At 70.0% G+C, this 12,543-nt stretch carries 11 protein-coding genes; 4 read left to right on the plus strand and 7 right to left on the minus strand.

Going from position 1 to position 12,543, the window contains the following annotated elements:
• Positions 1-8: 8 nt before the first annotated feature.
• Together OWM54_RS00345 and OWM54_RS00350 are read right to left on the minus strand one after the other, a co-directional pair.
• Positions 9-707, minus strand: coding sequence for an iron-containing redox enzyme family protein (locus tag OWM54_RS00345; RefSeq protein WP_267696299.1), 699 nt, complete (start codon positions 705-707; stop codon positions 9-11).
• A 76-nt stretch (positions 708-783) separates the two neighbouring features.
• Entirely contained in the window at positions 784-1,602 is an 819-nt protein-coding gene (locus tag OWM54_RS00350) for a GNAT family N-acyltransferase (RefSeq protein WP_223783193.1), read from the minus strand.
• Between the two features lie 271 nt (positions 1,603-1,873).
• Between OWM54_RS00350 and OWM54_RS00355 the strand changes: the two genes are divergently transcribed.
• Complete coding sequence (locus tag OWM54_RS00355) at positions 1,874-2,467, plus strand: hypothetical protein (protein ID WP_223748759.1); 594 nt, start codon at positions 1,874-1,876, stop codon at positions 2,465-2,467.
• 27 nt (positions 2,468-2,494) lie between these two features.
• On the opposite strand, the gene OWM54_RS00360 is transcribed toward OWM54_RS00355, so the two are convergent.
• From OWM54_RS00360 to OWM54_RS00375, 4 genes are all read right to left on the minus strand, one after another.
• Positions 2,495-3,415, minus strand: a complete 921-nt coding sequence (locus tag OWM54_RS00360) for a hypothetical protein (RefSeq protein ID WP_223748760.1) — start codon at positions 3,413-3,415, stop codon at positions 2,495-2,497.
• Positions 3,416-3,644: 229 nt separating this feature from the next.
• Entirely contained in the window at positions 3,645-5,234 is a 1,590-nt protein-coding gene (locus OWM54_RS00365) for a caspase family protein (protein ID WP_267696300.1), read from the minus strand.
• Entirely contained in the window at positions 5,231-6,001 is a 771-nt protein-coding gene (locus OWM54_RS00370) for a hypothetical protein (RefSeq protein WP_267696301.1), read from the minus strand. The genes OWM54_RS00365 and OWM54_RS00370 overlap by 4 nt, the downstream gene beginning before the upstream one ends.
• Positions 5,998-6,549: an RNA polymerase sigma factor gene (locus tag OWM54_RS00375; RefSeq protein WP_141332539.1), complete on the minus strand. Its 552-nt coding sequence runs from the start codon at positions 6,547-6,549 to the stop codon at positions 5,998-6,000. Before OWM54_RS00375 ends, OWM54_RS00370 begins: the two co-directional genes overlap by 4 nt.
• 783 nt (positions 6,550-7,332) lie before the next feature.
• Between OWM54_RS00375 and OWM54_RS00380 the strand changes: the two genes are divergently transcribed.
• Both OWM54_RS00380 and OWM54_RS00385 read left to right on the plus strand, forming a co-directional pair.
• A complete protein-coding gene (locus tag OWM54_RS00380) occupies positions 7,333-8,253 on the plus strand; it encodes an NADPH-dependent F420 reductase (protein ID WP_267696302.1) in 921 nt (306 codons plus the stop codon).
• Positions 8,254-8,457: 204 nt separating this feature from the next.
• Entirely contained in the window at positions 8,458-9,207 is a 750-nt protein-coding gene (locus OWM54_RS00385) for a hypothetical protein (RefSeq protein WP_267696303.1), read from the plus strand.
• A gap of 15 nt (positions 9,208-9,222) precedes the next feature.
• Here the strand turns inward: OWM54_RS00385 and OWM54_RS00390 are convergent, their stop codons facing one another.
• Positions 9,223-10,512 (minus strand): glycosyltransferase, encoded by a 1,290-nt coding sequence (locus OWM54_RS00390; RefSeq protein WP_267696304.1) that lies wholly within the window; start codon positions 10,510-10,512, stop codon positions 9,223-9,225.
• A gap of 267 nt (positions 10,513-10,779) precedes the next feature.
• Between OWM54_RS00390 and OWM54_RS00395 the strand changes: the two genes are divergently transcribed.
• The gene (locus OWM54_RS00395) at positions 10,780-12,501 is read left to right on the plus strand and encodes a Hint domain-containing protein (protein WP_267696305.1); all 1,722 of its coding nucleotides are present in this window, start codon (positions 10,780-10,782) and stop codon (positions 12,499-12,501) included.
• Positions 12,502-12,543: the final 42 nt, after the last annotated feature.

Here is a 12,543-nt window from a genome sequence, read left to right on the forward strand (position 1 = left end):
GCGGAGCGCTACCTCGCGAGCTCACCGCCCTGACGGAAGATGCGCGGGTAGACGCACCGCGCGACCCGGGCAGAGAAGAGGATCGCCTCCTGGTCCTCCGGCTCCGTCAGCCCCGCGAAGAGCCGCTCCATCTCCGCCACGTGGTCCCCGTCCAGCGCGCCGTGGCTGCGCAGGAACGTCACCGACTTGCGGATGTTGGGGATGGTGGACAGCTCCCGCAGCCGCTCGGCCCACAGGCCCGCCCGCGTCTGTGACAGGTACTCCAGCACGTACGCGGTCCCCAGCGCCGCCGTCGCCACGCCCGCGCGGGAGGTGAAGAAGTTCCACCCGGTATAGGCCTTCACCGCGGGGCTGCGCGCCGCCGACTCCACGACCTCCTCCGAGCACCCCAGGTTCTTCAGGTCCGACAGCAGCCACCGGTCGTGCCCCCGCTCCTCCTCGCCCTTCTGGATGAGCAGCGTCGCCAGCTCCGGGAGCCGGCCCTGCTGCCTCAGCCGCACGCCCGCCTCCGCGAGGATGGGCGTGCTCCAGCGGGCGTAGTGGTACGTCTGGATGAGGAAGTGGATGTAGCCCTCCTTGTCGAGGGTGCCCTCGAGGAGGCTTCGAGCGTCGGGCTGCGCGTCCACCGCCGCCACCAGTCCTCGCGCCTCCGCGTCCAGCGCCGCCAACCAATTCGCTCCCACGTGATTCTCCGTCTGGGTGTGCACGTACGTCTCCTGTCCGGTGCCCCTGGGGCTCCCGGTCGCTGCGTGTTGAAGGTGAAGGGAAAGGAACCGCGACCGCCTAGGCGGCCAGGCTCACGCCGTGCTCCAGCGCGTGGAAGCGCGCCAGGGAGTCCGTCGGAATCTCATCGAGCGCCATGACGAGCGGCAGCGTGAACCACTGGAAATACGTGTCGTAGAGGGGCTCGGCGATGAAGCGCGCGCCCATCGTCCTGGCGAAGAGCGCGGGCGCCCGGGGCAGCCGCAGCCCGTCCCATTGCCCCTGCGCCGCCCTCGCCCGCTCCTCGGGCGTGTAGAAGGGGCTGCGGGGCCGTGCCGGGGCGCGACACGTGTCGGGGATGGAGACGCGCCAGTGAGGGCTCAGCCAACCGCGTCGGGCCGCCACCCGCCACGCGAGGCGCGCGTCCTCGGCCGAGTCCGTCTCCAGGTTCGCGGACGCAATCCAGTGCGTCACGCCGCGCCGCCGGCTCTCCGCGTACATGCCCGCCTGCAGCCACGTGACGGCCTCCGAGCGCCGCCACTGGGGCAACACACAGAAGCGCGAGGGCTCCGCGACCAGCCTCCCCGGCTGGAGCAGCCCCGAGAGGTCCACCCGCTGCTCCATCTCGAGCCCCACCTTCCCGCCCAGGTTCGCCGCCACCTCCGCGTTGGGCAGCGCCACGCGCATCGTCGCCACCGGCTCGTCACCGGCATGGACGAGCACGTGCACCGTGGTGTCGAGCGTGTCGACGCACGTCACCTCCCGCCGGGACACCGCGGACTGCTCGGACAACAAGCCCAGCTCTCCGCCGAAGACCGCCCAGCGGATGCGCGCCACGGCATCGAGTTCCTTCTGGGTGGCGGCGACACACCAACGCCAGCGCCCGTGTCTGCACGTCATGGGTACCCCTCCTGGTCACGAAGAGGGTCGGTGTCTCACCGCCCTCTCACGTCCTTTCGTGACGGGAGACCCGAGTTCGACGGCGGAGGAGCGCTGGCGCACGTGGGTGCGCGATATCACCCGGGCGGATTCATCCCCGCCCAGTCGTTCTTCATCCCCCCCGCAGGGGTTGCCACCATCCACGTCGAGTCATCAGCCCGCGCCGCACCCGATGCGGGGAGACATCTTTCGATTTCTCTCCCCGAGAGCCCCCACTTAAGGTGCTTCCTCCATGAGCCCATCCCGCCCGTCCCCCGCGCCCAGGTCCAACAACAAGGTGGTCCTCTTCGCCGGCGCCGCAGTGATGGTCATGGCGGGCGCCCTGGGAGCCGGGGTCATGCTGGGCGGGTCAGGTGGCTCGGCCGGAGACAGTGAGGAGATCGACGTCGGCGCGCTCCAGGAGATGGCCGGCATCCAGGCGCAGCTGGGCTCCCTGAAGCTCTGCAAGGTCCAGTACGGCGTTCGAGGACGGCGGATGAAGTCGGGCTCGCACGAGTCCGTCTGGGTCAGCGCTTGCGAGCAGGACCGGTTCACAGGGGCCCGCATCGACGTCCCCACCGAGCGGCAGGTGCAGCACGTCACCTTCGACCTGGAGCGGACCTCGGTCTCCGAGCCGTGGAAGATCCTGGTCGACAAGAACCGGGTTCCCTTCCCCGACCTCCAGCGCGCGCTCGAGCAGCTCGCCCCGCTCCTCCGAGAGAAGACGCCGGAGGCGCTGACGCGCGCCATCGAAGAGCGCGCGGCAGCGGACCGTCGGCGAGAGGAGAGCGAGGCCGCGGAGCGCGCCCGCCGGGAAGCCGCGAAGGACTCCTATCCGCGGCAGTGACGGGCGCGGGCCCCCGCGGTCGTCACCTCAGGGCGTGGTCACCACCGGGCAGGGCCACCAGGACGGCGGCGAGGCCCGGTCATCCCAGGTGCCATCCCAGTAGTCCTTCAGCATGTACACCTCCGTGTTCGCCACGGAGCAGAAGCGCTCGGGGTGGGGATTCACGTACAGCACCTGGTCATTGCGCGAGATGGAGTGGATGAACGTGCCGCACCGCTGGGTGCTCCCCACGGGCGGAGGCCCCACGGTGGAGGCGCGCACCGTGTCCAGGAGGACTCGAGCGTTGGGCTCCTCGCAGGCGAGCTGCTGGAAGGCCTGGTTCGCCTCCAGATCCATGTCCAGGTCCACCCTGCGCGTCTTCACGGTGCACTCCGTCCCTTCTTCCGTGTAGTGCAGCGTCACCACGGAGTACCCCTGGGGAATCTCCGGGCAGTCCGGGAAGTCGAAGCGGTAGAGCGGGTGGAGCGCGCCCTCGCGGTACAGGATGAAGGACTGCTCCGTCGAGTCCGCGCTGAAGCCCGACTGGAACCCGACGACGATGTCAGGGCTGGAAGTGGCCTCGTTCGACACCCGGTCCAGGGTGCCGTTGCCGTTGCCGTCCACGTAGGCCATCACGTAGGCCATGCCCAGCTTGGAGCCCTCCTCTCCAATCAGTGCCGCGGGATCCGGCAGGCGATTGAGGGACATGCTGAAGGTGTTGGGGAAGTGGCCGTTGACCCTGACGTCCGCGTCGGGGTGGTGGTACGACGTCTTCGGGGCCAATCGCTGGCACCGGGCGAGGCCCTCCGGGTACGTCCGCTGGACCATGCAGTCCACGACGACCTTGGGCCAGACATCCCAGAGGAGCGACGCGCGAATGCGGTCGGAGTTCCCCAGGTCGAAGGTGGAAGAGGCGCGCAGCGTGCCCTCCAGCGTCAGCAGGGCTTCGTCCTCCGCCTCGTCTCCCATGACACCACCGCATCCCGTCAATGCCAGTGCAAGCAGGCTCCACTTCCAGAAACCGCGCTCCCGCATCGTCGTCATATGGCCTTCCTCTCGGACCCGGGCGCAATCCCAGGTCACGTGACAGGCATCAGCCGGCGAACCCGCGCGCCCTCTTCTCGAAGCGCTCGCGCCATCCAGTCGATGCGAGCAAGGAGACGCGTGGACGGACTCACGTGGGACATGCCACCCACGCTCACAGCCCCCAGGTGCAACCCAGCATCAACTGTGGCGCGAGTTGCGTCCTGAGCTTCTCGTCCTCGCGCATCAGCGCGACATGGCCGCCCAGCCGGGCGAAGAGGCCCGTGCGCGCGCTCACCGGGACCTCCGCGGAGAGCGCGGCGAAGGTGGCCGCGCCCGCGCCCGTGCGTGTCCGTCGCGTGGGGAGGCCCAGCTCGCGGCGGCGCTCCGCATCCGGGCTCGTCGCGCGCTGAGCCAGGCCCAGCACACCGAGGCCCGCGTGGGCTCCCATCCAGACTCGCCCCACCGAGCCCGCGAGGCCCAGGCCACTCCACAGCCCCAGCTCCACCTGCTCGAATCTCTGCGCGTTCGTTGCGCCCCGGGTGCCCCCCAGGCTGAGTCCTCCGAGGAAGGACAACCCAAGCCCACCGGAGCTCTCCCTCGCGAGCAGCACTCCCACCTGAGGCCCCCACCCTCCCAGCTGCGTCGACGAGCGGCCCGCGCCCACCGCCGCCTGGAGCCGCCAGTTGCTGGACTCCAGGAGCGCGCCCTTGCGCTGGTGCAGGGCCAGCGTGCGGACCTCCAGCGACGCGGGCTCCAGGCGCTGCTTGTCGCCCCAGGGCAGGTACACCTTGCCGTAGAGCACCTGGGGGCCTCGCCGCACCTGGACCCGATAGCGACCCGCTGGCAGCGCGACGCGCACCGGCTCTTCACCTCGGGGCTCCACCTCCGCCATGACCTGCAACGTGCGCTCGTCCACGAGCACGACGCTGTCTCCCACCCGTGGTGGCAGCTCGAGCTGCGCGTGGGCCCGCGAGAGCGTGGTGAGGAACAGGTCCCCTTCTCCCGCGAGCTGGCTGGACAGCTCCGGGTGCTGCACCGCCGCCGTGGAGGCGTGCGAGCCCGCCAGGGTGCGGTGGTAGACGTGGCCATAGGCCTCCGTGAGCGAGACGCGGCCATCGGCGTCCACGTCCGCCGCGCCCCTCAGGCCTGAAATCAGGTGGTGCGTGAAGAACGAACCCCGGAGGCTGTCCGACTCCTGCGCCACCTCGTGAGCCCCCGCGGATGCGATGAACACGCGCCCCTGCGGTCCCACCTGGCGGAGGAAGGAGATGTCGAACGCGGGCGCGGACTTGAGGCCCTTGGAGCGGCCTCGCACGAGCGCGCCGCTGTGACAGGCGTCCAGCACCGCGACGGTGACGGTGGCGGGGACCTCCGACAGCAGGCGTTGCAGCTCCGCGAGCGGGAGCGCCTCGCCGCCCAGGCGCAGGGCCGACTCGTCACCGTGGCCCGAGTAGAAGAAGAACAGCAGCGTGCGCTCTCCGGCGCGCCGCGCCTCCTCGATGCGGCCTCGCATCCGCGCGAGCCCGAGCTTGAGATTGGAGACGGACTCCCCCCGCAGCAGGAGACGACGGTCCTCGGGGACTCCGCCGAGCTGGCCGAAGACGGCGTCCATGCGCTCGGCGTCCTGCTGGGCCCAGCGCAAAGGCTCGTCCGTGTCCCGGCCCAGGTTGTGGCCCACGCTGATGGAGAACCGGCTCTCCGCGCTCGCGACGGAGGTAACGACCAGGGCGAGCAGGACACCGAAGCGCAGCACCGTCCTCATGGCAGCTCCTTGGGGAGGACGTGGACGGTGTGGCGGGTGCCAGGGAGCGGCGAGGGTGACGGGGGGAAGGCCGTCTCCCTCGCCGCGTGCTCCAGCCAGCGCTGGACGGTCTGGGGCGATGGAGCACTCGGGGCATCGGAGGCGAGCACCACCACCAGCGCCTCCTGTTCGGGGGCGGCATCCAGCTCCAGGCTCCCGGGCAGCACCCATCGGCCTGGCCCCATGGACAACGCGCCGCCGGTGGCCTCGAAGCCCTGGAGCGGTGTGACGCGGCCGCGCTCGCTCAGCGCCAGGACATAGAGCGCGCCGCCGTTGACGTCCTCCACCTCCACCCGGACCCGGTCTCCGGGGCGCAACACCACACCGGGCCCCTGCTCGAAGACCGCGTCACCTCGCTTGACGAGCACTCGCGCGGTGAGCCCGCCGCGCACGCGAACCTTCTCCACCTCCTCGAGGGTGACGAGCCGGGGCAGCACCGCCGCGAGCACGACGCCGAGCACCAGCACGGGATGGCTCCAATGCCAGAGCCCGCGCCAGCGGCCCGGACGCGGGGTCTCCAGTCGGGCCCGCACCGGGCCGAAGGGGCGCACGAGGGCGAAGGCGGCCTTCTCGGCCTGGCGCTCCCGCAGGTGCGCCGCGAGTTCGGGCGAGACGCGCGCCGCCTCTTCCACGCGCCGGGCCTCTTCCCGGGAGAGCTCGTCACACAGGTAGCGCTCCAGCAGGAGGTCCGGCACGCCCGGGAAGCGAGGGATGGAGGTGGGGTTCATGCGGGGGCCGTTCCCTTTCGAGGCTCGGTGCGGGGGGCGACCTCCAGGAGTCGCCGCGCGGTGTCGAAGAAGGTCTGCAGCTTGCGCTGCACCGTCTTGCGGGAGACGTCGAGCAGCGTGGCGATCTGCTCCTGCTCCAGCTCGTCGATGAAGCGATGGGCGACGATGCGCTGGACGTCCTCCGGACAGTGCGCGAGGACCCGCCTGACCAGGTCCGCGTCCACCAGCAGCCGCTCCAGCGCTGCCTCCGGCGATGCGCGGGCCTCCGGAAGTGGCGCCAGTCGAGACAGCGCATGGGTGGCCTCGGTGCGCTGGCGGCGCAGCACGGAGAAGCATTGTCGGTCCGCCACGGTGAGCAGCCACGACAAGGCGGAGCCCGCGGCGCGCAGCTGCTTCAGGTTGGAGTGGACGCGCAGGAAGACCTCCTGCGTCGAATCCCAGGCCAGCGCCTCATCGCCGAGCAGTCGCAGACACCGCCGATGCACGGCTTCGCCATAGCGACGGTAGTAGCCCTCGGTCTGCTCGACCTCGTTCGCCGGCTCGCGCACGCACGGACCTCACCCTGGGCCGATTGCCGCCCCCGTCGTCAGTCTCGCCCGGCACGGGCGCCAGCGGGGGCACGTCCCGCCAGGCGAGACGCATGACCCTCATTCCGTGGGACATTTCCCGGGACATTCATTCCCAGCTTGACGGGGAGACGGTCGACACGCTTCGGCGAACGGGACGCGCGACTGGGGGGGGCGCTCTCCGCCCCCCCTCTCACAAGGACTCACGTCACGTGCATCACAGAGGGTCAGGCCCCCCAATGCATGGCGTGCACGTGTAGCGGATACCCGAGGAGCAGTCTGGGTATGGGATGGAGCTGGTGGGACAGAAGCCCGCCCGACACGGGAGCTGACAGGTGTACCAGTACGTCGGGGCAAGATCTCCTTGCGAGACGAGGTCCTCGATGGGGGCCTCGGGGGTGAGAGGTTCCGGGGCCTCCGGACCACCGCAAGCGGTGACCCACAGCAGCGCGCACGACAGCAACACGATCTTCTTCATGCATCCTCCGTGACGAGGGACTGCGCTGGGACTGCGGGAGTGAGCCCAGCACATCCTTCACGGAACCCCAAGCCGGTGGGCAACGCACGGCCTGGGTACCGACGGAGGGAAGGCGACGCCTCTTCCCATGAGGAACGGCATCCTGCCTCCCTGGCATCTCCGTCCCCTGGTTGATTCGAGGGATCGCGCAGCAGCGCAGGGGGCAGGAGATCGTTTTCAGAGGTCGGCTCCGCCCTTCCCCCCTGTCGGGCAGCCTCCACGTCCATTGGTCTGGGCGCTGGCGCGCCTTGAAACACAGGCATCGGTCCGCCCGGCGCGATTGCCCCGCCTGTCATGTCGTAGCGGGGCAAGCAGTCGCCTCCCGCCAGACTCCGTGCGGGACAGTCCGACTTCGCGAAAGATGGATTTCTTCCGGGCAGGCGTCGGAGGAGCTGGTTATCAGGCGTGCCCCATCGGTCGGGAGCCCGCATGGCCGGCTCCCCTCCTTCCAGGAGGCACACATGAAGATCGGCATCATCGGAGCGGGCCACATCGGCGCCACGCTGGCGCGCAAGTGGGTGAAGCTGGGCCACCAGGTCTCCCTGGCGAACTCGCGGGGACCGGACTCGATTCGGGAGCTCGCGGCGGAGATCGGCGCGACGGCCGTCACGGCGGCCCAGGCGGCGAAGAGCGGCGAGGTCGTGGTCGTCACCATCCCCCAGCGCGCGGTGATGGACCTGCCCAAGGACCTCTTCCAGGGCGTGCCCGCCGACGTGGTCATCATCGATACCGGCAACTACTACCCGACCCGGGACGGCGCCATCCCCGAGCTCGAGCAAGGCAAGACGGAGAGCGTCTGGGTCAGCGAGCGGCTCGGCAGGCCGGTGGTCAAGGCCTTCAACAACATCTACTCCCAGTCCCTCGCGGACAAGAGCCAACCTCCGGGCACGCCCGGCCGCGTCGCGCTCCCCGTCGCCGGCGCCCCCGAGGCCAAGGCGAAGGTCCTGCGCCTCATCGACGAGCTCGGCTTCGACCCGGTCGACGCCGGAGACCTCGAGGGCTCCTGGCGCCAGCAGCCGGGCACGCCCTGCTACACCCAGGACCTCGACGCCCCGAAGCTGAAGGCCGCCCTCGCCGCCTCCGACCGCGGCCGCATCCCCGAGTACCGGAAGGCCGCGGATGACGCGGCGAAGCCCTTCTTCCTCGCGGCGGCCCAGCGAAAGCCCTGACGCGCGTCGGGAAGAAAGCACCGCCGCCCGCAGCCAGCTTTCTGCGGGCTGTGCGTATCCATGGTGGACCGAGGCACTCGCGGCAACCGGCACACGGTCCGCGAGCGCCTGGCGGCTGCCGTGTCTTTCCATCCCGAACCTTCGTCGCTCGAGCAGCCCGATGCGTCGCGCCCGCCCTGGGCGTCACCCGTGAGCAGACACACCATGCAGATGCGGAACTGGCTCGTCTCGACCGTGCTGGGCCTTGGCCTCGTGGGAGGCGCTGGATGTGGCCCCCAGGAGGATGGACGGACGCCTGGCGTCCCCGCGGAGCCCACCCAGCCGGAGCCCCCTCGGGAAGAGGTGGGTGGAAGCGTCTCCGCCATGGCGGCGACGGGCATCTCCTGGGCGGACTTCTCCGCGACGCAGGTGAAGTATGTCTTCTCCTGCGCCACCAGCGTCTACGCGCACTCATGTGCGTTCTGCGCCGCCGACGGCTTGTATGCCGCGGAGTACGCCACCAGCGGCTGCACGTCCCCCGGGGACATCACGCACACGTGCTTCACGTGTGACAAGGCGCTCTTCCCGATGACCGAGCGCGTCGAGCTGCCGGACGGAGATCTCATCGACGTGACCATCGACCACGGCGTCGCGGCCTCGAACGTCGTCGAGTTCCGCCTCCAGTCCGCGTCGAACATCAGTCGCTGGAAGCAGGTGACCCTCCTCAGCAGCAGCCAGCCGTGGAAGGTCTGGAACGAGTCCGGCAACAGCTGGTGCAACTGGCCGTCGCCTTCGACCGCGGGCTGCGACACCAACTCGGAGTGGTCGAGCATCGTGCTGGATCCGTCGACCCGCTTCCTCTTCAGCAAGTCGAAGGGCCTCTTCGGAACCCATACCGACGTGTATGAGCTCTCGAACCTCTCGGCGCGGCTCACCGGCGGGGATCGCGTGACGTTCCGCTGGGTCCAGGACTGAGCGGCGCCACCGCGCTCACTTCGACAGTCGCAGCACCGCTTGCACCGCGCGCTCGGTTCCGTCCACGCCCTCGATCGAGGACGCGAGCGCGCGGGCCCGGGTCGTGACGGCGGGCTCCAGGAGCCGGGAGAGCGCGCTCGCGACGGAGGAGGCCTCCAGCGCCGAGGGGAGCACCACGCGCCCCACGCCGAGCCGCTCCACGCGGCGCGCATTCGCGAGCTGATCCCCACCGAAGGGAATCACCACCATGGGGCGACCCGCGGCGAGCGACTCCTGGACGGTGTTGTTCCCGCCGTGTGTCACCACCAAGTCCACGCGCCGCAGCAGGGGCACCTGGGGCACCTGACGGAACACGAGCGTGCGCGGGCCCGCGCGTCGCTCCAGCCGCCCGAAGCTGGCGCCCGCGCTGACGACGGTGTGGACGTCGTGTCGCGCCAGTCCGTCGAGGATGGCGTCGAACACGCGGGGCTGGCCGTTGAACACCGTCCCCAGCGACACGTACACGTGGCGACGTCCGGGCTGGAGGGAGCGCAGCGCGGGGTCGTCCCGGTCCGCGTCCCGCGCACGGGGAAGACAGGGGCCGGTCATCTCCACGGGCCCCGTGAGCGGCTTCAGCCCGGGCTCCAGCTCCGGAAGGGTGGCCAGCAGGTTGAGGTCGTCGGAGATGGGCGCGGAGAGCAAACCGCCAGGGCGCAGGCCCACGCCCAACGCTCGCGCATCCCTGGCGACCCGGGCATCGAACCACGCGCCGAGCGCCTGGGTGGCCTGCTCCGCGCGCGCCCAGGTCTCGTCGCGAGGCGCGTCGTCCGGCAGGCCGCTGCCGAAGGGAGACGCACCCTCCACGGGGAAAGGCAGCGCGGAGTGGTAGAACGCCGCGTAGGGCCGCCTCGTCAGCCGGGCCGCGAGCAGCGCCGCGGGCATGAGGTAGTCGCCGAGCACCACGTCGATGCCGGACGCCTCGATTTCCCGGGCGAGGTGGCGGGCCTGCGACTTCATCCCGGCGGTGAACAGACGCAGCGCCAGGGCCAGCTCGTCGACGCCCCGAGCGTGCGGAATACGGGCGCCGTACCAGAGCATGGCGGGTGCGGGCTGGAGCCGGATGAGCCGCAGACCGTCGCGCTGGATGGCCTGGGGCAGCGTCGTCGCCACGCGCAGGGGCTCCGGCCAGAGGTTCGAGAAAGGGAGCGGCGGCGCGGCGAGCGCCATCGCGACGTCGTGCCCCAGCTCACGCAGCCGCACGCCCATGGCGCGCAGGGCGTTGGTGTGGCCCGCCGTGGGGTGGGCCGCCATGAGGATCTTCGACATGGAGGACGCTTATCACCGAGCTGTCCCACCGTGGAAACCCCCATGTCGCCTCGTGGGAAACCACCAGGCCTCCTCGCCCTTCCATGCCTCCAATCGATGTCTTTGTTTTGTTCGGAACCTTGCGGGACCCTGACGGATGTCAATGAATAACAACTCTTGATATGCCTTTGCCAATCCCTGTCATCCACCCCACGTTCCTCCCCAGGGACGGACACGCGTGCACTGGCACGGCCGCTCTCACCGCAGTCCCACCCCCAGAGGTAGACCATGTCACGACGTCTTTGCAGACATGCTGCTCCCTTGTCGTTGCTGCTCACCGTGAGCCTCGCCCTGGCCGGATGCCAGAAGGAGAGCCCCCAGGACTCCGGGCAGAGCCCCACCGAGGCGCCGGGCTCGAACGAGCTGCGCCCCGGAGACCTGTCCCAGGTGCGAGCACTGGCCGCGAGGCACGGTGGTGTCGTCGCGCTGGACCTGTCCGACGAGGCCCAGTACCGCTTCCTCCGAGCCCGGGTGGCGGCCGCGGGAAAGACCCCAGAGAAGTATCCCCAGTTCTTCGCCATGCTCCAGTCGGTGCGCGAGCGTCACGCCGCGCGCAGGCAGGGCGTGAGCGCCCAGGTCTCCGCGGAGGCCCCCAGGGACCACTTGATCGGCAAGGTCATCGTCGGGCCGGACGGGAGGACTTTCGAGGCGACGGCGTTCTCCACCGTGCAGGGAGGCGCGGACTACAGCTTCCTGGACGTGGTGGTCTGGGACGAGACCCAGCAGAACCAGGTGTCTGACTATGGGTGGGGCGAGGTCTATGCCGATGGGCGCAAGCTGTGGGCCCGCGCCACGGGAGTGCTCCCGCTGACCCGGGATCCGCTGCTCTACGTCGACTCGGCCAGCCTGGTCTCCTTCGGTGGCCAGGAGTACGTCCTCTACAAGTCGGCCACCGTCTCCCCGTCGCCGGGCTGCGACATCGTCCACCCCAGGGACCTGGCACCCGCCGCGAGGCCGGACAACATCGTCACCATCTGCCTGCAGCGCAACAACGGCGATTGTGACTACCCGCTGGTCAACTTCCAGCAGGTGCAGATTCCGCTGAAGGGGACGATGACCTTCCCCTTCCCGGTGACGAGCATCAACAACACGCCGGGCACGTACGCCAAGCTCGTCGAGGAGAGCGGTGGTCCTCGGGAGATGGCCTTCGGTACCTTCTTCAACTGGCTGACCATCAACCCCTCGGACCTACGGCAGGTGCAGTGGGACATCCCCCAGAACCAGGGCGTCTTCACCGGGGTCTTCTTCCAGCCCTACGAGGACGTGGACCTGTTCATGAGCATCGACGTGACCATGAACCGCCTGGGGAGGCCCACGCAGGTCACCAAGCAGTTCTCCTCGTCGCCCACCTTCACGCCGAGCATGGTGTGCATGCCGAAGATCCAGATCTCCTACAGCTGTCTGGCGGCGGGCACCCAGGTGAAGCTCGCGGGAGGAAAGAGCGCCCCCATCGAGCGCATCGCCCAGGGAGCCCGCGTGGTGACGGACGGCTCGGGCCAGGCGCTGCGTGTGGCGGACACGACGGTGGGCACCGAGAGCATCGAGATGGTCCGCCTCCGCGACGACGTGGGCCATGACCTGCTCTTGACGGGCACCCACCCGGTGATGACGCCGGACCGCGGGGTGGTGTGGGCGGAGGAGCTGAAGGTCGGCAACCGCGTCCTCACCGACTCGGGCATCTCCACCCTGGTGAAGGCGGACCGCGAGATGTTCGCGGGTGCCGTGCACAACCTGAAGCTCGACCGGAGCTCGCTCCAGGAGAAGCGCGAGGCCAAGGGCAGCACGCTGTACGCCAACGGCTTCCTGGTCGGCGACGTCACCATGCAGCGCGCCTACGAGTTCAAGGACCGGGCGGCGCTGACGGCCGAGCTGCTCGCGCGGCTCCCCGCGCGGTGGCAGGTGGACTACCAGAGCAGCCTGAAGGCGGGGACGCTCCCCGCGGGCCGATGAGGACGTGAGGGCGGTCGCGCTCGGGCCGCCCTCCCCCACCTT

Origin of the sequence: Myxococcus sp. MISCRS1 (assembly GCF_026626605.1) — a bacterium.
Taxonomy (GTDB): Bacteria; Myxococcota; Myxococcia; order Myxococcales; family Myxococcaceae; genus Myxococcus; species Myxococcus fulvus.

Coding starts and splice junctions, on each gene's coding strand:
- OWM54_RS00360 (WP_223748760.1), bottom strand. CDS start 3,415: ATGGGAGACGAGGCGGAGGACGAAGCCCTGCTGACGCTGGAGGGCACG.
- OWM54_RS00385 (WP_267696303.1), top strand. CDS start 8,458: ATGCAGATGCGGAACTGGCTCGTCTCGACCGTGCTGGGCCTTGGCCTC.
- OWM54_RS00390 (WP_267696304.1), bottom strand. CDS start 10,512: ATGTCGAAGATCCTCATGGCGGCCCACCCCACGGCGGGCCACACCAAC.
- OWM54_RS00355 (WP_223748759.1), top strand. CDS start 1,874: ATGAGCCCATCCCGCCCGTCCCCCGCGCCCAGGTCCAACAACAAGGTG.
- OWM54_RS00395 (WP_267696305.1), top strand. CDS start 10,780: ATGTCACGACGTCTTTGCAGACATGCTGCTCCCTTGTCGTTGCTGCTC.
- OWM54_RS00365 (WP_267696300.1), bottom strand. CDS start 5,234: ATGAGGACGGTGCTGCGCTTCGGTGTCCTGCTCGCCCTGGTCGTTACC.
- OWM54_RS00350 (WP_223783193.1), bottom strand. CDS start 1,602: ATGACGTGCAGACACGGGCGCTGGCGTTGGTGTGTCGCCGCCACCCAG.
- OWM54_RS00370 (WP_267696301.1), bottom strand. CDS start 6,001: ATGAACCCCACCTCCATCCCTCGCTTCCCGGGCGTGCCGGACCTCCTG.